The following is a 17,253-nucleotide window of genomic DNA, read 5'->3' as shown; positions in this document are numbered from 1 at the left end:
GGAGTGGGCATGGACTTTGCTGAGACCGAGGAGCAGATCGCGCTGCGCAAGGCGGTCGCCGAGCTGGGGCGCCGCTACGGGCACGCCTATGTTGCGCCGAGGGCGCGGGCCCACGAGCCGCTGACCGAGCTGTGGGACGAGGCGGGTCGCGCCGGGTTCCTCGGGGTCAACCTGCCGCTGGAGCACGGCGGGGGTGGTGCGGGGATGACCGAGCTCGCGATCGTCGAGGAGGAGCTGAGTGCCGCCGGCTGCGGGCTGCTGATGATGGTGGTGTCGCCGGCGATCAACGGCACGATCATCGCCCGCTTCGGCACCCAGGCCCAGAAGCGGCGCTGGCTGCCGGGCCTGGCCTCCGGCGAGACGATCATGGCCTTCGGGGTCACCGAGCCCGACGCCGGCTCCAACACCCACAAGATCACGACGACGGCCCGTCGCGACGGTGACGACTGGGTGCTGTCGGGCCGCAAGTGCTACGTCTCCGGGGTGGACCACGCCGACGCGATCCTCATCGTCGCCCGCACCCAGGATGCCGGCTCGGGCACGCTCGCACCGGCCCTCTTCGTCTTCCCCACCGACACCCCGGGCTTCGAGTTCACGCCGATCGACATGGACGTCGTCATGCCGGAGCGCCAGTTCATGCTCTTCCTCGACGACGTGCGGCTGCCGGCGGACGCGCTCATCGGTGAGGGTGACGCCGCGCTGGCGCAGCTCTTCGCCGGGCTCAACCCCGAGCGGATCATGGCGGCCGCGAGCTCGGTCGGCATGGGCCGGTATGCGCTCGACAAGGCCGTCGCCTACGCGAAGGACCGCAGGGTGTGGGGGGACCAGCCGATCGGCACCCACCAGGGGATCTCGCACCCGCTCGCCAAGGCCAAGGTCGAGCTCGAGCTGGCGCGGCTGATGATGCAGAAGGCGGCCGCGCTCTACGACGCCGGCGACGACATGGGCGCGGGGGAAGCGGCCAACATGGCGAAGTACGCCGCCGCCGAGGCCTCCATCGCGTGCGTCGACCAGGCCGTGCAGACCCACGGTGGCAACGGTCTGGCGCACGAGTACGGTCTCGGGACCATGGTGCTCGGGGCGCGGGTGGCGCGGATCGCGCCGGTCAGCCGTGAGATGGTGCTCAACTTCGTCGCCCAGTTCAGCCTGGGTCTGCCCAAGTCCTACTGATCTGATCTCAGGAAGGTTTCCTCATGACGGAGCCCGTGCAGGCTGAGCTCGTCCACCACCGCGTCGACCGCGGCATCGCCACCCTCACGCTCGACTCGCCCGCGAAGCGCAACGCGCTGTCGACCCAGCTGGTGGTCGAGCTCGCCGACCACCTCGAGACCGCCGCCCGCGACGACTCCGTACGTGCGGTCGTGCTGTCGCACACCGGCCGCGTCTTCTGCTCCGGCGCTGACCTCAGCGACGCCTCCCCGGGCGGCGGCCCGGCCGACTCGATGCGCCGGATGCTCGCGGTGCTGCGCTCGATCCTGACCATGCCGAAGCCGGTCGTGGCCCGGGTCGACGGGCCGGCCCGAGCCGGTGGGCTCGGGCTGCTCGGGGCCTGCGACATCGTGCTGGCGAGCGGTGCCGCAAGCTTCTGCTTCACCGAGGTGCGGCTCGGGCTGGCCCCCGCGATCATCTCGCTGACGACGATGCCGGGCATGACGGCGCGGGCTGTGAGCCGCTACTACCTGACCGGCGAGACCTTCGACGCGACGGCGGCCGAGGCGGCAGGCCTGGTGACCATGGCCCTCCACGGCACCGCCGACCTCGACGCCGAGCTGGAGACGATCCTCGACGCGCTGCGCCGGTGCTCGCCCCAGGGGCTGGCCGAGACCAAGGCGCTGACCGCGCGGGCGGGTCTCGCCGCGCTCGACAGCGGTGCCGACGAGATGCGCGCCCTCTCGGCCCGGCTCTTCGCCTCCGAGGAGGCCCGTGAGGGGATGGCGTCGTTCCTGCAGAAGCGGCCACCGCGGTGGGCCCCGGGCGCGCCGTGACGTCGCCGACCGACCAGCGCGAGCCGCAGCAGGACCGCTCCCGGGCCACCCGGGCGCGGCTGCTCGAGTCGGCCATCACCTGCCTGGCCGACCGGGGCTACGCCGCCAGCACCGTGGCCGTGGTCGCGCAGGACGCGGGCGTGTCGAGGGGCGCGGCGCAGCACCACTTCCCCACCCGAGAGGCGCTCTTCACCGCGGCCCTCGAGCACGTGACGCACGAGCGGGGCGAGCAGATGCGCCGCGAGCTGGGGGAGCAGCGGGCGCAGCTCGATACCGAGGCGGTCGTCGCGATGGTGTTCGAGCTGTTCACGGGCCCGCTCTTCCGGGCGGCGCTCGTGCTCTGGGTCGCCGCGGCGTCCGACCCGCAGCTGCGCGAGCAGGTCGTGGTGCTCGAGGCGCGGGTCGGTCGGGAGGTCCACCACGTCGTGCTCGACCTGCTCGGCGTGGACGAGTCGGAGCCCGGGGTGCGCGAGACCGTGCAGGCCACCCTCGACCTGGCCCGCGGCATCGGCCTGGCCAACCTGCTGACCGACGACGGCAAGCGGCGCAGCCGGATCGCGACGCAGTGGGCGCGCACGCTGGAGGCGTCGCTCGGGCAGGCTCGGAGACCAGCGGACGACCGTCTCGCCCGACGGAAGAGCGTTCCGCCTCTCGATCCGGAGGGCCTGCGGCCTGACCTCGACCGTTCCGTCCATCCGAGCCTGTGACTGCCAGCACGTCGGCTCCGGGAGCGTTCCTGGCGTGGCGTGAGGGGGTCGGGCGTGGGTTTCATCGGCACGCTGGTGGCGTGGCGCGGCAGCGTCGATGACGGACCAGAGGACGGGGTCGCTGACGACCACCCCTTGGAGGACTACGAGAGCAGGGGCGGCTCGAGCGACCGCGGATTCGTCAGTGGGCTCGACCTCGACGGTGTCCTGTCTGACGGTGGGAGTCGTATCGGGCACACCGGGAACCGGGGTGGTCGCCCCGACACTCACCTGTCCGTTCTGTCGCCCGCTACGGCCTGACAAAACAGTCACGGGGGTGCTGTGAAGACCACCCGCCTGGCGCGCGGGCTCCTAGAGGGTGACGCGGGCGGTGCCGCGGAGGTCTCGTGAGGAGGCGCCGACGATGACGTCATACGTTCCGGGACGGACGACCCAGGCGTGGGAGGCGACGTCCCACTGGGCGAAGTCCTTGCTGCCCAACGTGATCCGCACGACCTGACGGGCGCCCGGCTGGATGGCTATGCGGCGGTAGGCGCGCAGCACCTTCGGTGGCGCCCCCGGGTCGCCTACCCGCGCGACGTAGACCTGGACGACCTCCTCACCGGCCCGGTCGCCGGAGTTCGTGACCGGGACGGAGACCTGCACGCGGAGCGAGGGGTCGGCCGCCGCGCCGCTGACCGACGCCAAGACGCCGCCGTAGGTGAAGGTCGTGTAGGCCAGTCCGTGCCCGAAGGGGAACACCGGCTCGGTGTGCTGCGCGTCGAGGTAGCGGTAGCCGACCAGCAGGCCCTCGTCGTAGTGCTCCTCGAGGTCGAGGCCCTCCTGGTGGGACCCGGTGGCCGGGACCCCCGGGTACTGCGACGGGGTCCGCGCTGGGTAGTCGGACGCCTGGCGGGCGAAGGTCACGGGAAGCCGCCCGGCGGGGGAGACCTCGCCGGCGAGGAGGCGGGCGAGGGCGGCGCCGACCTGCTGCCCGCCGTACCAGAGCTGGAGGACGGCGGGCACGCTGGCCAGCCACGGCATGAGCACGGGACCACCTGACTGCGACACCACCACCGTGCGCGGGTTGGCCGCCGCCACCGCGGCGATCAGCTGGTCCTGCTGGCCGGGTAGCGCCAGCGACTCGCGGTCGCTGCCCTCGGTCTCGACGTCACCCACCACGACCACGGCGACGTCGCAGTTCGCCGCGAGGCGGGCGGCGGCCCGGACGAGGCTGTCCGCCGGCTCGAGCCACCGGAAGCTCAGGCTGGCACGAAACGTGCGCTGCACGTAGTCGACCCGCAGGGTGTAGCGGCGACCAGCTAGGAGATGCACCTGGCCGGAGCGCACCCGCAGCCCGTGCTCGCCGCCGTTGTCGACCACGAGCGACCCGCCGACCCACACCCACGAGTCGTCGTCCGAGCGGGTGGAGATGGTGTGGGTGCCCGTGGTGCGGGCTGTGAGGGTGCCGGTCCAGCGCACCGAGAAACCCTCGGCAGGAATCCCGTGGCCCGGACCGTTGGTCCCCCAGGTCCGGCCGACGACACCGTCGACACGGGTGAACACCGCTGTGCCGGAATGGTTCTCGTTGGCGAAGTACGCAGCGAGCAGGCCGTGCGTCGAGCCGCCACCCGGCGGGAGCAGGACCTCCGGGGGCACCACCCCGGCCTCGGCGACGGCGCCGGGCGCCGTGCGCACAGTGGCCCCGGGGAAGTGGGCGGCGATGCCGTCCACCGGGGACACCGCAGTCAGGGGTGAGACGTGCGAGCTCCCGTCGCCGCCGATCCGGGGGATCGCGGCGTAGGGGCCGATGACGGCGATCGAGCGCGTCACCTGCGGCGAGAACGGGAGCAGCGGCAGGCCACCGACCAGCTCGTTGCGCAGCAGCACGGCGCCACGCTCGGCCACCTCCTGCGCCAGGTCGGCGTGAGCGGGCGTGTTGACCTCGCCCGCTCCGCCGCGGGTGCTGGTTCCGCCGCCGTCGAGGATGCCGAGGGCGATCACGGTGCGTAGCACCCGCTCGACCTTGTCGTCCAGCACCGCGACGGGCACGGTGCCGTCGACGACGGCCTGGCGCAGGGGGGCGCCGAACCACTGGTCGTCGGGCAGGTCGAGGTCGAGCCCGGCGAGTGCGGCCAGCACGGTGTCGTGGGTGGCGGAGTAGTCACTGCAGACGAAGCCGGCGAAGCCCAGCTCGACCTTCAGCAGGTCGTGGAGCAGGGCGGCGCTCTGGGCGTTGTAGGCGCCGGCGACACCGTTGTTGGCGGCCATCACCGCACCCGCGCGGCCCCCGATCACGGCCTCGACGAAGGGAGCGAGATAGACCTCGCGCAGGGTCCGCTCGTCGAGCTCCACGGAGACGAGGTGACGGCTGTCCTCCTGCTCGTTGGCCAGCCAGTGCTTGACGGTGGCGACGACCCCCATCGACTGGATGCCGAGGACGACCTCGCGGCCGATGGCGCCGGTGAGCACGGGGTCCTCGCCGAGACCCTCGAAGAGCCGGCCACCCTCCGGGACCCGGGCCAGGTTGACGATGGGGGCGAAGAGCACGTTCTGTCCCTTGGCCTTCGCCTCGCTGCCCAGCGCGCTGCCGAGCCTCCGGGCGAGGGCGTCGTCGAAGGTGGCCGCCAGCGTGATCGGGGCGGGAAAGGCCGTGGACGGGCCGTCGGTCGTCTTCGGCTGACGGATCCCGGCCGGGCCGTCGGTCAGGCGCAGGTCGGGGATGCCGAGACGCGGGAGGCCGGGCACGAAGCCGACGTCGGCATCGGAGGGGCCGCCGTGGACCAGGGCGATCTTCTCGTCGAGGGTCATCGCCCGCACGAGCGCGCGGGCGCGACTGTCCGCCGACGAGATTGCGCCGCCGGAGGATCCGGCCGTGAGCGGGACCGCTGTCGCGCCCACGCCCGCGGCCAGCAGGCTGCGCCGGGTGAGGTGTGCGCTCATCCGGCCACGCTCGTCACTGCGGCAGGCGTTGTCAAGGACGGCCTGCGTGTCCGGCACCACCCGTCGGGGCCGATATCCTTGGGTCGACCGCGCAGAGCCACCGCACCGAAGGAGCCCCCCGTCATGGGAGCCATCGTCGTCGACGTCATGCTCAAGCCCGAGATCCTCGACCCGCAGGGGCAGGCCGTCGGCCGGTCGCTCCCGCGCCTCGGTTTCGAGGGGTTCACCGACGTGCGCCAGGGCAAGCGCTTCGTCCTCACCGTCGACGGCGAGGTGACCGACGAGCACCTCGCGCAGGCCCGCTCGGCGGCCGAGACCCTGCTGTCCAACCCCGTCATCGAGGACGTCGTCGCCGTGCACGCGCTCGAGAGCGCCCAGTGACGGCCCTGCCCGGCACGGCCTCGACCGGACTGCGCGTCGGCGTCGTCACCTTCCCCGGCTCGCTCGACGAGCGCGACGCGCAGCGCGCCGTCCGGGCTGCGGGGGCCGAGCCCGTCATGCTCTGGCACGGCGATGCCGACCTGCACGGGGTGGATGCGGTCGTCCTGCCGGGCGGCTTCTCCTACGGCGACTACCTGCGGTGCGGCGCGATCGCGCGCTTCGCCCCGGTGATGGACGTGCTCGTCCCCGCCGCGCAGGGTGGGCTGCCGGTGCTGGGCATCTGCAACGGCTTCCAGGTGCTCTGCGAGAGCCACCTGCTGCCGGGCGCCCTGATCCGCAACGACCACCGCAAGTTCGTCTGCCGTGACCAGGCTCTGCGCATCGAGAACGCCTCGACCGACTGGACTGCGGACTACACCGCCGGTCAGGAGATCGTCGTGCCGCTGAAGAACGGCGAGGGCGGCTACGTCGCCGACGAGCACACGCTCGACGAGCTCGAGGGCGAGGGGCGGGTCGTCGCTCGTTACCTGGGAGACAACCCGAACGGCTCCTACCGCGGCATCGCCGGCGTGACCAACGCCCGCGGCAACGTCGTCGGTCTCATGCCCCACCCCGAGCACGCGATCGAGCCGGGCTACGGCCCGTCGGTCGACGGCCTCGGCTTCTTCACCTCCGTCCTCACCCGTCTCGCTCAGGGGGTCTCCGCGTGAGCACCAGCACCCAGCCGTCGGTCGCCGGGGTCGACACGGTCTCCGCCGCCGCGACCACGCCCGACACCGAGCAGCCGTGGGCCGAGCTCGGGCTCAAGGTGGACGAGTACCAACAGATCCGCGAGATCCTCGGCCGCCGACCCACCTCGGCCGAGCTCGCGATGTACTCCGTGATGTGGAGCGAGCACTGCTCCTACAAGTCGAGCAAGGTCCACTTCTCGCTCTGGGGGGAGAACACCACCGACGAGATGCGTGAGAAGCTCCTCGTCGGCATCGGTGAGAACGCCGGCGTCGTCGACATCGGCGACGGCTGGGCGGTGACCTTCAAGGTCGAGAGCCACAACCACCCGTCCTACGTCGAGCCATACCAGGGCGCCGCGACCGGCGTCGGTGGCATCGTGCGCGACATCATGTCGATGGGCGCGCGCCCGCTCGCGGTGATGGACCCGCTGCGCTTCGGCAGCCTGCACCACCCCGACACCCTGCGCGTGCTCCCGGGGATCGTTGCGGGAGTAGGCGGTTACGGCAACTGCCTCGGCCTGCCCAACATCGGCGGCGAGGTCGTCTTCGACGAGTGCTACCAGGGCAACCCGCTCGTCAACGCCCTGTGCGTCGGCGCCATGCGCATCGAGGACATCCACCTCGCGTCGGCCCGCGGGGCCGGCAACAAGGTCGTGCTCTTCGGAGCCAAGACCGGTGGTGACGGCATCGGCGGTGTCTCGGTCCTTGCCTCGGAAACCTTCTCCGAGGGTAGCCCGACCAAACGCCCCGCCGTGCAGGTCGGCGACCCCTTCGCCGAGAAGGTGCTCATCGAGTGCTGCCTCGACCTGTATGCCGCGAAGGTCGTGGCCGGCATCCAGGACCTCGGCGGCGCCGGGCTCTCCTGCGCCACCAGCGAGCTCGCCTCGAACGGCGACGGCGGCATGCGGGTGGAGCTCGACACCGTCCCCCTGCGTGACGCGACGCTGGCCCCCGAGATGATCCTCATGTCGGAGTCGCAGGAGCGGATGATGGCGATCGTCGAGCCGTCGCAGCTCGACGCCTTCCTCGCCATCACCGACAAGTGGGACGTCGAGGCGGTGGTGATCGGCGAGGTCACCGACGGCGACCACCTGGTCATCACCTGGCACGGCGAGACCATCGTCGACGTGCCGCCGCGCTCGGTGGCCCATGACGGCCCCGTCTACGACCGCCCGCTCGCCCGTCCCGCGTACCTCGATGGCCTGGTCGCCGACACCACGGCCCACCTGCCGCGGCCGCACGCCGCCGAGGGTCTGCGCGAGACGCTGCTCATCATGCTCGGCAGTGCCAACCTCTGCGACACCTCATGGGTCACCGACCAGTACGACCGCTACGTGCAGGGCAACACCGCGCTCGCGATGCCCGACGACGCGGGGGTCGTGCGGGTCGACGAGGAGACCGGCCGCGGGGTCGCGATCTCCACCGACTGCAACAGCCGCTTCGCCAAGCTCGACCCCTACACCGGCGCCCAGGCCGCACTGGCCGAGGCCTACCGCAACGTCTCCACCAGCGGCGCCGCCCCGCTGGCCGTCACCGACTGCCTCAACTTCGGCTCGCCCGAGGACGCGGGCGTGATGTGGCAGTTCCGCGAGTCGGTGCGAGGCATCGCCGAGGGCTGCAAGACCCTCGGCATCCCCGTCACCGGCGGCAACGTGTCGTTCTACAACCAGACCGGTGACGTGGCCATCCACCCGACCCCCGTCATCGGGGTGCTCGGGGTGCTCGACGACGTGTCGGTGCGCACCGGGTCGGGCTTCTCCGTCGACGAGTCGCGCATCTTCCTGCTCGGCGACACGCTCGACGAGCTCGACGGCTCGGAGTGGTCGCGGGTCGTGCACGGCCACCTCGGCGGCGTGCCGCCGCGCGTCGACCTCGCGCACGAGATGGCGCTGTCGGCGGTGCTCCAGGAGGGTGCGGCCGCAGGGTGGTTCACCACTGCCCACGACCTGTCGCAGGGTGGCCTCGCGCAGGCTCTCGCCGAGTCGGTGCTGCGCCACGGCGTCGGGGCGAAGGTCTCCCTCGCCGGCCTCGGGGTCGACCCTTTCACCGCCCTCTTCTCCGAGTCGACCGGCCGTGTGCTCGTGGCCTGCTCGCCCGGGGCCGAGGGCGACTTCCTCGCCGCCGTGGGCAGCTCAGTGCCCCTGGTCGAGCTCGGGGTCGTCGACACCGAGACCGACGGACTGGCGGTGAAGGCCGCCTCGGCGTCCGGTGAGGACCTCTCCTTCCACATCGACCTCGAGACCCTCCGCGAGACCCACACCGCGACGCTGCCGGCGGTCTTCGGGCGCTGAGCCGATGCGTCCGCGTCCCGGTGGGTAACAGCCCGCCCCGGCGCGGACGCAGTTGGCCCCCTCTTCCGTGCGTCCGCCTCGAGGTGGGTAGGAGCCCTCCTCGGCGCGGACGCAGGGAGCGGTTGGCTGGTCGTCCACACCCCCTGGGTGCCTCGAGCCTGTCCACAGGAGTCGTCGGGATCCTCGGCCGGGTGGTCGGCGCGCGTCATCCTCGCTCGTATGCCGCGCCGCCACGACCCCCTCAACCTCCGGTCCGTCGAGGCCCAGGCAGCGACGACCGCCGGGGTCGTGAGCCTGTCTGCGTTGCGGGCGGCCAACATCACCCGGTGGCAGCGGGAGGCGCAGGTCGGGGCCCGACGCTGGGTCGCGGTCTCCCGGCGCGGCATCGTCACGACCACCGGTGTGCCGCACGGAGAGGCCGCCATCCGCATCTCACTTCTCCGGGTCGGACCGACTGCCGCTCTCGGGGGAGTCACCGCCCTCCAGTGGCGTGGGCTCACCGGCTTCGACGAGCGGCGCGGACTGCACCTGTGGGTGCGCAAGTCGGGCTTCAAGACGCGTTGCCCTGGTGTCGTCCTCCACGAGACCCGGCGATGGACGGAGGACGACGTCGACAGCGCGGGGATCAGGCACTCGCACCCCACCGCTGCGACGGTGCAGGCGGCCCTGTGGGCCGGCTCCGCGCGACAGGCGACGCTGCTGCTGACGATGGCGGTGCAGCAGCGCATCGTCCGGGCTGACGACCTGGTCGACCCGTTCTCGGCCGTGCGACGCCACCCCTACCGGGCCGTTCTGCTCGCGGTGCTCGGCGACGTCCGCGGCGGGGTGCACTCGCTCAACGAGCTCGACTTCGCGCGGATGTGCCGTGACCACGGGCTGCCCGAGCCCGACCGTCAGGTGCGCCGCCAGTCGTCGCAGGGCCGCGTTCATCTGGATGTCTACTGGGACCGGTTCGGCGTCGCCGTCGAGGTCGACGGTGCGGGTCACGGAGTGCTGACCCAGGCGATGAGCGACGAGATCCGCAGCCTCGACCTCCAAGCGGCCGGTGACGCCGCCGTCCAGGTGTCGTCGGTGACCCTGCGCATCGCGCCCGCGCCGTTCTTTGCCGCGCTCGCGCGTCTGCTGCGCGCCCGCGGCTGGGGCGGTTGACCCCCGACGTCCGTGCCCCGGAGGGCAAGAGCCCACCTCGACGCGGACGCAGCAGGTCTAGGACCTCACGAGGCGGGCGATCGCCGCCGAGGCCTCGGTGAGCTTGGCCTCCGCGGCGGGTCCGCCGTGGGCGACCGCGTCGACGACGCAGTGGCGCAGGTGGTCCTCCAGCAGCCCGAGCGAGACCGCCTGCAGGGCCTTGGTCATCGCCGACACCTGGGTGAGGATGTCGATGCAGTAGGTGTCGGACTCGACCATGCGCTGCAGACCGCGGGCCTGTCCCTCGATCCGCTTGAGCCGCGCGAGGTAGGCGTCCTTGTGGCCGATGTAGCCGTGTGGGCCGTCGTGCGCGCCCTCAGCCGACGCCTCGGACGACGTAGCGGGGGGCCCCGGCTCGAGGAGTGCCTGCGGCACGGCATCCGGCAGCACGTGCTCCACTGGGAGCGTGATGTCGAGGGAGTCGGGCATGGCTCACTGCTCCTTTGAGACGGGCGACGGGTTGGCACCAGCATGAGGGACGGCAGGAGCGTATGCCGTGCCGGCCCGGCCGGTGAATCGGCGCAGCCGCAGGGCCCTCCGCAGACGAGGGCCCTGCCGGCGGGGGTCACTGGTCGAGGGCGACCATCCCGGTGCGGAACCGGCGGGAGGCGACGTCGACGACGAACTGCCTGGCCGCGAGCGTGTTGGCGTCGAAGCGCCAGTCGTTCGTGACCTCCTGGCCGTTGACGAGCGTGGTGGCGACGTTGTTGTTCCACAGGAATCCGACGACGTGCGCGTCGGCCGAGAAGGCGGTCAGGGTGTTGTGGATGAAGTCCGCCTTGAGCTGGGCCACGTCGGTCGCTCCGTCGGTCTCGATGGCCCCGATCTCGGCGAAGAACAGCGGCTTGGTCGTGACCGCCTCCAGGGCTGCGACGGTCCGGCCGAAGGTCGCGTCGTAGGTCGAGCCCGTGCTGGCGTGGCGCAGGTAGACCGAGGCACCGACCCAGTCGACGTACTGGTCACCGGGGTAGGAGTCGGCCATGGCCGTGAGGCCGTTGGTCGGCGACGGGTGCAGGTCGTCGATGCGGCTGGGCGACCACAGCCAGATGGCGTTGTCGTTGGCACCGACCTCCTGGAAGACCGTCCAGACGTGGATCCAGGCCTGCTTGTACTTCTCGGCGCTGTTGTTGTAGTCGTCGCGCCCCGACGACCAGCCGTACCAGCGCCCGTTCATCTCGTGGCCGTAGCGGATCACGACCGGCAGGTTCTGCCGCACGATCGCCCCGGCATACCGCCGGAGGTAGACGTCCTGGGCCCCCGCGATGATCGAGGTCAGGCTGACGTGGTTGGCGCCCGTGCCCGTGGGCATCCACGTGAAGACGGGGAGGGCTCCACGCGACCACGACCGCTCGACGAGGTCGCCGCGGAAGTCGTCGTCGAACGACTGGTACCAGCCCACCGAGCTGAGGGCCTTGCCGGTCGTGGCCTCGAGGGCGTCGAACTTGGTGGTGTCGGCCGGGAGGCCGTCCTGCGTGAAGCCGTAGAACGCGGACTGCGAGCCCACGATGGCGGCCTTGGTCTCCGCCGACGCAGTGGGGGGCACGTACTGCCCGACCGGCTTCGACGCCGCCCGGGTCGGGTCGACCGGCAGGTCGGAGCAGGCGATGCCGTCGCTGTCGTAGGGTCCCGGCGCGCCGTCGAGGCCGTAGGGGTCGGAGAGGTTCGAGGCATACACTGTCTGGGCGTCCTGCTGCCAGGTGAACTGCCAGCACTTGGTGCGCAGGGGGGTGATGGCCGCGGGGGTGGTCGGGCTCTGCGTGACGGTGACCGTCGGCGTCGGGACCGGAGGGCGTGAGCCGGACCCCGTGGACCCCGTGGACCCGGTGGACGACGGCCGCGACGACGCCGAGGACGGCGAGGGCCGCAGGCGGTAGAGCGCGTTGGTCAGGCCCGTGAGGCCCGTCAGGCTCGAGGCGCTGGTGCCGGCGAGCACCCTGCTCGTCGAGGAGCCCGACGAGCTCGAGGAGCCCGACGAGCGGGAGCCCGACGCGGTCGTGGAGGAGGTGCGGCCGGACGGCGTCGTCAGCCCGGCGCCGCCCGAGGGGGCGGTGGCCGAGGGCGCCGGCAGGCCGCCGCCGATGCCGGCGGCCTCGCTCACACCCTTGACCCCCGACTCGACGGCCTTGGGCAGTGGCGAGAGGTAGAGCGCCGAGCCGATCGACAGGATGGCCAGGGTCAGGAGGGCGATGTTGAGCTTGCTGACGGTGATGATGCCGGCCGACGGGGCGGACGGGATGGCGTAGGACGACAGCGGCGGGGGGGTCGACGGCGGGGTCGGGGGGCCAGCGTTGTCGGACAGGTGATCAGCGGACGAGGGTGTCATAGAGAACTCCGAGGGGGACGAGAGCAGTGACGAGCAGGTAGGGGACGAGCGCCCGCGGGTCGCCGCTGACCAGGGGGGGATGAGTGCGTGGGGCACGGGTGGACAGAGACGAGGTGGATGAGCGGGACGAGCCGGGCGAGCCGGATGAGCTGGAGGGGGAGGCGACCGCGACGTCGAGCTGCTGGTCGGCGCTGTAGGCGGCGGCCCGGGTGCCCCAGCCGCCGACGTGGCCGAGGCGCAGGAAGCCGTAGGCCCTGATCGGCATGAGGAAGACGGTGCTGAAGAGGATGTAGACCGGCATCCAGAACAGGTCGACCGGTCGCTCCTCGATGTGGCGCAGCTGACGGACCGTCATCGACAGGGCTGACATCAGCACCGTGATGGCGACGATCGCGGGCAGCATCCACGGTCGGCCCTCGGCCTGCAGCAGCCCGACGTAGAGGTTGACGTCGGTGCCCTGCTGACGACGCAGTACCCAGGCGATCAGGATGGTGGAGAGCAACATCGGCATGACGATGTCGCTGACGAAGAAGAAGGCCAGCACGGGGGTGTGGCGCAGCATCCAGGGCAGCATCCGCAGGGTGTTGTACTGGCTGCCACGCGACCACCGCAGCTGCTGCTTCAGCAGCTTGCGCAGCTGCAGCGGGGCGTCGGTGTAGCAGAGGCTGGTCGACTGGTAGACGGTGCGGAAGCCCTTCTTGAGGGTCAGGTTGGTGAGCGTGCGGTCGTCGGAGACCTCGAGGAAGACCCCCAGGAAGCGCTGCGTCATGAAGTCCTCCATGACGTCGACCAGGATGCTGCGGCGGAAGGCGATGGTCCGCCCCGGCAGGCACCCGACCGCACCGAGCACGCTCTGGGCCGGCATGGAGTACTGCGCCCGCGAGTTCTCCATCCAGTCGGCCCACCGCGTGTAGAACGAGCGCTCGGCGGCGAGGATGCGCTGTCGGGTGGTGACGCCGCCGACGCGCTCGTCGGCGAAGGGCTTCAGCAGCTCGTCGAGCGTGCCAGGCGTCCACACCGTGTCGCTGTCGACGAGCAGCACGATGTCGCCGACGCAGTGCTCCACCCCGACGCGCACCGCGTTGCGCTTGCCGGCGATCGGCGTCCAGGTCCAGGCGACGGCGGGCGCGAACTCGGCGCACACGGCCTCGAGCTGCGGGTTGCGAGGGCCGTTGATGACGACCAGGGTCTGGGTCGGCTGCTGCTCGACGATGCGGGCGAGCACGTCCCGGAAGAGGTCGAGGGGCTCGTCGACGACGGGGATGACCACGCTGGTCGTGGCCTCGTGCGGCTCGGTCCAGGGCCGGTAGCGGCTGGCGAGCGCGACCTTGAGCAGCCACACCAGCCAGGTCAGGGCGACGTAGAAGACGAAGAGGTAGAGATGGCCGTGGTCGAGGACGGCAGCGCGCAGCTGCAGGATCGCGATGAACACCGGGTCAGGCCTTCGTGGGGAGGGCCGTGGCGATGGCGGGAGCCAGCCAGCGGCTGTAGGGAACGGTCATGTGCGACTCGTTGCGGTAGACCAGCACGTTGCCGACCACCGAGGGGCAGCGGTCGGCTCCGCAGAACCACGCTGCCGGGTCGAGCGTCGTGACGCCGGAGGCCGTGAGGGCCGGTGCCAAGGCGGCGTGCCGGGCCGGGTAGCGGTAGGCCGTCGACCGGTCGTAGGAGCACGCCCGGGCGTCGTCGAGGTGGGTGGCGATGCAGCCCGGCAGGTCGGTCCCCGGGGTCGGGATGTCCTGCACGAAAGCCAGCCGTCGCGCCCCGGCAGCGCTGAGGTCCTTCAGCGTCGCCACGGTCGCCGCGGCGAACTGCGCCGGCGAGACCGATGATGACGCGACGTTCTCCGACTGCGACACCAGGACCAGGACCGGGCGCAGGGCGCCGATGCGGGCGATCGTGGCGCCCCGCCACGCGTCGCACTCGGTGTAGGAGCGGTTGAGCGACGGGTTGAAGACGGTGAGCCGGGCAGCGGGACAGGCGGCCTTCGTCCAGCTGACGACCCGGAGGTGCTTGTCCTTGGCGGCGATGTCGAGGGCGGGTAGCCACTGCTCGGCGTGCGAGTCGCCGAAGAGCACCACGGTGTCGGTGGCCCGCACGTCGCCGTAGACGCAGTCGCCCTGGGTGACGGCGGTGAAGCCGGCGTGGCACCCGTTGGTCGAGGTGGGCGGCAGGGACGAGGCAGCGTCCTGCGGGGCGGGAGTGAGGTTGGCCGGCACCGCGCGGGTGTCGACCGAGGCGGCGACGGTGCGGGCGATCAGGTCGCCCACGGTCGGGGCGGTCAGGGCGGTCGCGGCGGCGGACCCCTTCGCCCCGGTGGTCGCGGCCCCGCCGGTCGCGGGCACGGCCACGCTCGCGAGCGTGGCTGCGGCACCCGAGCCGGTGGTGCGCGGGGCGAGCACGGCGACGCCGAGCGAGCAGGCGGTGACCGTGGCGATGATGAGACCGCCGCTGCCGACCCACTGCCACGTGGGCCAGGTCAGGTGCCGCACCGGTTGCTCGACCCACACGAAGGACGCGATGGCGACGACGAGGGAGAGCCAGAGGATGGCGCCCCGCTCCCAGCTGCCGAGGGCTCGACCGGCGGCGTAGGGCGCGATGACCAGCATCGGCCAGTGCCACAGATACCACGAGTAGGAGACGCGTCCCAGGCACTGCATCAGCGGCTCGGCGAGCACGCGCTCGGCGCCCACCCGGGCGCCGCACCCGGCCGCGATGACTGCTGCCGCGCCGCCGACCGGGATCCAGGCGGCGGTGCCGGGGAAGGGGGTGGCCTGCGTGAACCGCACGGCGCTGTAGGCGATGGCGGCGAGGCCGGCCCAGGCCAGCACACCGGCGAGCCGGCGGGGGAGGTCGACCAGGCGTTTGGCGGTGAGGGCGAGCAGGGCACCGACTGCGAGCTCCCAGGCGCGGGTGTGGATGCCGAAGTAGGCCCAGGGCGCCGAGGTGGCGGTCAGCTGCGCGGACGCGATCGCGGAGGAGGCGATGACGGCGACGACGACCCCGAGCAGCATCAGGCGCCCGGCACGACGCCCGAAGAAGCGACCGGCGAGCAGCAGGCCGGCGACGACGAGCGGCCACACCACGTAGAACTGCTCCTCGACCGCCAGCGACCAGAAGTGCTGCAGCGGCGAGGCCGCGGTGCCCACGTGCTGGTAGTCGGTGCCGAGCGCGGCCAGGCGGTAGTTGAGAGCGGAGACGGCGGCGAAGACCCCGTCGGTGGTGACCTCGCGCACCTGGAGCGGGGGGCCGAAGAAGCGGAAGGCCGTCACCGTCGCGACCGTGGCGAGGGCGGCGGCGGGCAGCAGCCGCCGGATGCGCGAGGCGTAGAAGGCGGGCAGCGCACCCAGACCCTTGCGGCTGACCGAGCGGGTCAGCTGCTTGGTGATCAGGAACCCGGAGATGACGAAGAAGACGTCGACCCCGACGTAGCCACCGGGTAGGGCGAGTCCCGCGTGGTAGACGACGACGGCGACGACGGCGACGGCACGCAGGCCCTCGATGTCGGGGCGGAAGTCGCGGTCGGCCGGCCGCCGGAGGCGGGCGATGACCTTGCGCGCAGTGCGGGCGCGGCGCACGGTCAGGGGGCGACGCGTGCGGCCCGGCCAGGCCGAGGGGAGGGGGCGATCGTCCGAGCGGCGGTAGATGGCCGCGCTCGGGCTCAGGGTTACGGTCATGGGGGTGGGGGGCCCTTGCCTGTCGTGTCACCCTCCCGTGGGGGGGGAGGGGCTGGCTGGAGCGCGACTACGGCGGCGGCTCAGTGACAGGGGCAAATCTACTGGAACAGACTTAAGGCGCAATACGGCTAAATGTACTATCTCCGAATAGGTCGAACGGACGGTCCAGGCTCTGCCCTCAGCACGAAATCTGCTCAGCGCATCCCTCAGTGCACCCTCAGCGCACCCTCCAGCGCCCCGGGTCGGGAGACGGTGGCGACGGCCGGGGGTCGTCGACGGTCAGCGGTCGCGCCGAGCGCGCCATCCGCTCGACGTCGCCGCCCCGGCGCAGTCCCGTCGGGAGCGGTGAGCGCGCGACCCGGGCCGCGAGGGTGGAGACGTCGAGGGGCGTCGCCGACGCGGCGACGACGACGTTGCCGAAGCGTCGCCCCTTGAGCACCTCCTGCGTCGCGAGCAGTGCCACCTCGCCGAGGAGACCTGTCGCGGCGAGCGACGCGACGACCCGGGCGACGTAGCGCAGGCCCGGCTCGTCAGCGAGGTTGAGCAGCGCCACCCCGGTGGGCCGGAGCACCCGGGCGACGTCCGCGAGGTAGGCCGTCGTCGTCAGCTCGGCCGGCACCTGTCCGTGGTCGAAGGCGTCGACCACGACGACATCGGCGCTCGTGTCCGCCAGGGCCGCGGTGCCGGTGAGGCCGTCGACGGGACGCACCCTGATGCGGTGTCGCCGCGGCAGCGGCAGCTCGTGGCGCACGAGCTCGGTGAGCGCGGCATCCGGCTCCATGACGATCTGCGGCGAGCCGGGGCGGGTGTGCTCGACCCACCTGGCCAGCGTCATGGCGGCGCCCCCGACGTGCGTGACGGCCAGGGTCGCCGGGGCCGGTGGCGCCGTCGCGTCGATGACGAGCGCCAGGTGGGCGACGTACTCGAAGGCGAGCAGGCCGGGGTCGGACAGCTGCACGTGCGACTGGGGTGACCCGTCCAGCAGGAGGGTCACTCCGCCGCGGTCGTCCGGGACGAGCTCGACGTGACCACCCGGCATACGGGTCAG

The 17,253-nt window shown here is 72.1% G+C and carries 13 protein-coding genes; 7 read left to right on the top strand and 6 right to left on the bottom strand.

The window, feature by feature from the left end; all coding sequences use genetic code 11:
• Window positions 1-9: 9 nt before the first annotated feature.
• From V3N99_09845 to V3N99_09835, 3 genes are read left to right on the top strand one after another with little or no spacing between them, the layout of a single operon-like run.
• On the top strand, window positions 10-1,170 hold the full coding sequence (locus tag V3N99_09845) for an acyl-CoA dehydrogenase family protein (protein MEO3937046.1): 1,161 nt from the start codon (window positions 10-12) through the stop codon (window positions 1,168-1,170).
• 23 nt (window positions 1,171-1,193) lie between these two features.
• The gene (locus V3N99_09840; protein ID MEO3937045.1) at window positions 1,194-1,985 is read left to right on the top strand and encodes an enoyl-CoA hydratase family protein; all 792 of its coding nucleotides are present in this window, start codon (window positions 1,194-1,196) and stop codon (window positions 1,983-1,985) included.
• Entirely contained in the window at window positions 1,982-2,692 is a 711-nt protein-coding gene (locus tag V3N99_09835) for a TetR/AcrR family transcriptional regulator (GenBank protein ID MEO3937044.1), read from the top strand. Before V3N99_09840 ends, V3N99_09835 begins: the two co-directional genes overlap by 4 nt.
• Window positions 2,693-3,043: 351 nt before the next feature.
• Here V3N99_09835 and V3N99_09830 read toward each other — a convergent pair whose 3' ends face one another.
• Window positions 3,044-5,614, bottom strand: a complete 2,571-nt coding sequence (locus V3N99_09830; GenBank protein MEO3937043.1) for a glycoside hydrolase family 3 C-terminal domain-containing protein — start codon at window positions 5,612-5,614, stop codon at window positions 3,044-3,046.
• Between the two features lie 123 nt (window positions 5,615-5,737).
• Here V3N99_09830 and purS point away from each other — a divergent pair, with 123 nt between their 5' ends.
• From purS to V3N99_09810, 4 genes are all read left to right on the top strand, one after another.
• Window positions 5,738-5,995 carry a phosphoribosylformylglycinamidine synthase subunit PurS gene (gene purS / locus V3N99_09825; GenBank protein MEO3937042.1) on the top strand — a complete coding sequence of 86 codons (258 nt, stop codon included), beginning with the start codon at window positions 5,738-5,740 and terminating at the stop codon, window positions 5,993-5,995.
• A gap of 29 nt (window positions 5,996-6,024) precedes the next feature.
• On the top strand, window positions 6,025-6,705 hold the full coding sequence (gene purQ, locus V3N99_09820) for a phosphoribosylformylglycinamidine synthase subunit PurQ (protein ID MEO3937041.1): 681 nt from the start codon (window positions 6,025-6,027) through the stop codon (window positions 6,703-6,705).
• Window positions 6,702-9,017 carry a phosphoribosylformylglycinamidine synthase subunit PurL gene (gene purL, locus V3N99_09815; GenBank protein MEO3937040.1) on the top strand — a complete coding sequence of 772 codons (2,316 nt, stop codon included), beginning with the start codon at window positions 6,702-6,704 and terminating at the stop codon, window positions 9,015-9,017. The genes purQ and purL overlap by 4 nt, the downstream gene beginning before the upstream one ends.
• 219 nt (window positions 9,018-9,236) lie before the next feature.
• Window positions 9,237-10,166, top strand: a complete 930-nt coding sequence (locus V3N99_09810; GenBank protein MEO3937039.1) for a hypothetical protein — start codon at window positions 9,237-9,239, stop codon at window positions 10,164-10,166.
• Window positions 10,167-10,223: 57 nt separating this feature from the next.
• Here the strand turns inward: V3N99_09810 and V3N99_09805 are convergent, their stop codons facing one another.
• From V3N99_09805 to V3N99_09785, 5 genes are all read right to left on the bottom strand, one after another.
• Entirely contained in the window at window positions 10,224-10,634 is a 411-nt protein-coding gene (locus V3N99_09805) for a metal-sensitive transcriptional regulator (GenBank protein MEO3937038.1), read from the bottom strand.
• A 136-nt stretch (window positions 10,635-10,770) separates the two neighbouring features.
• Window positions 10,771-12,528, bottom strand: a complete 1,758-nt coding sequence (locus V3N99_09800) for a glycosyl hydrolase (protein MEO3937037.1) — start codon at window positions 12,526-12,528, stop codon at window positions 10,771-10,773.
• Window positions 12,509-13,960 (bottom strand): glycosyltransferase family 2 protein, encoded by a 1,452-nt coding sequence (locus V3N99_09795; GenBank protein MEO3937036.1) that lies wholly within the window; start codon window positions 13,958-13,960, stop codon window positions 12,509-12,511. The genes V3N99_09800 and V3N99_09795 overlap by 20 nt, the downstream gene beginning before the upstream one ends.
• Before the next feature lie 4 nt (window positions 13,961-13,964).
• Window positions 13,965-16,205: an acyltransferase family protein gene (locus tag V3N99_09790; protein MEO3937035.1), complete on the bottom strand. Its 2,241-nt coding sequence runs from the start codon at window positions 16,203-16,205 to the stop codon at window positions 13,965-13,967.
• 217 nt (window positions 16,206-16,422) lie between these two features.
• On the bottom strand, window positions 16,423-17,244 hold the full coding sequence (locus tag V3N99_09785) for a fused MFS/spermidine synthase (protein MEO3937034.1): 822 nt from the start codon (window positions 17,242-17,244) through the stop codon (window positions 16,423-16,425).
• Window positions 17,245-17,253: the final 9 nt, after the last annotated feature.

The sequence above is a fragment of the Dermatophilaceae bacterium Soc4.6 genome (genome assembly GCA_039889245.1).
In the GTDB taxonomy this organism is placed as follows: Bacteria; Actinomycetota; Actinomycetes; order Actinomycetales; family Dermatophilaceae; genus Lapillicoccus.
Note: the sequence above shows the minus strand (reverse complement) of the source record. Positions and strands in the feature narration are given on the sequence as shown.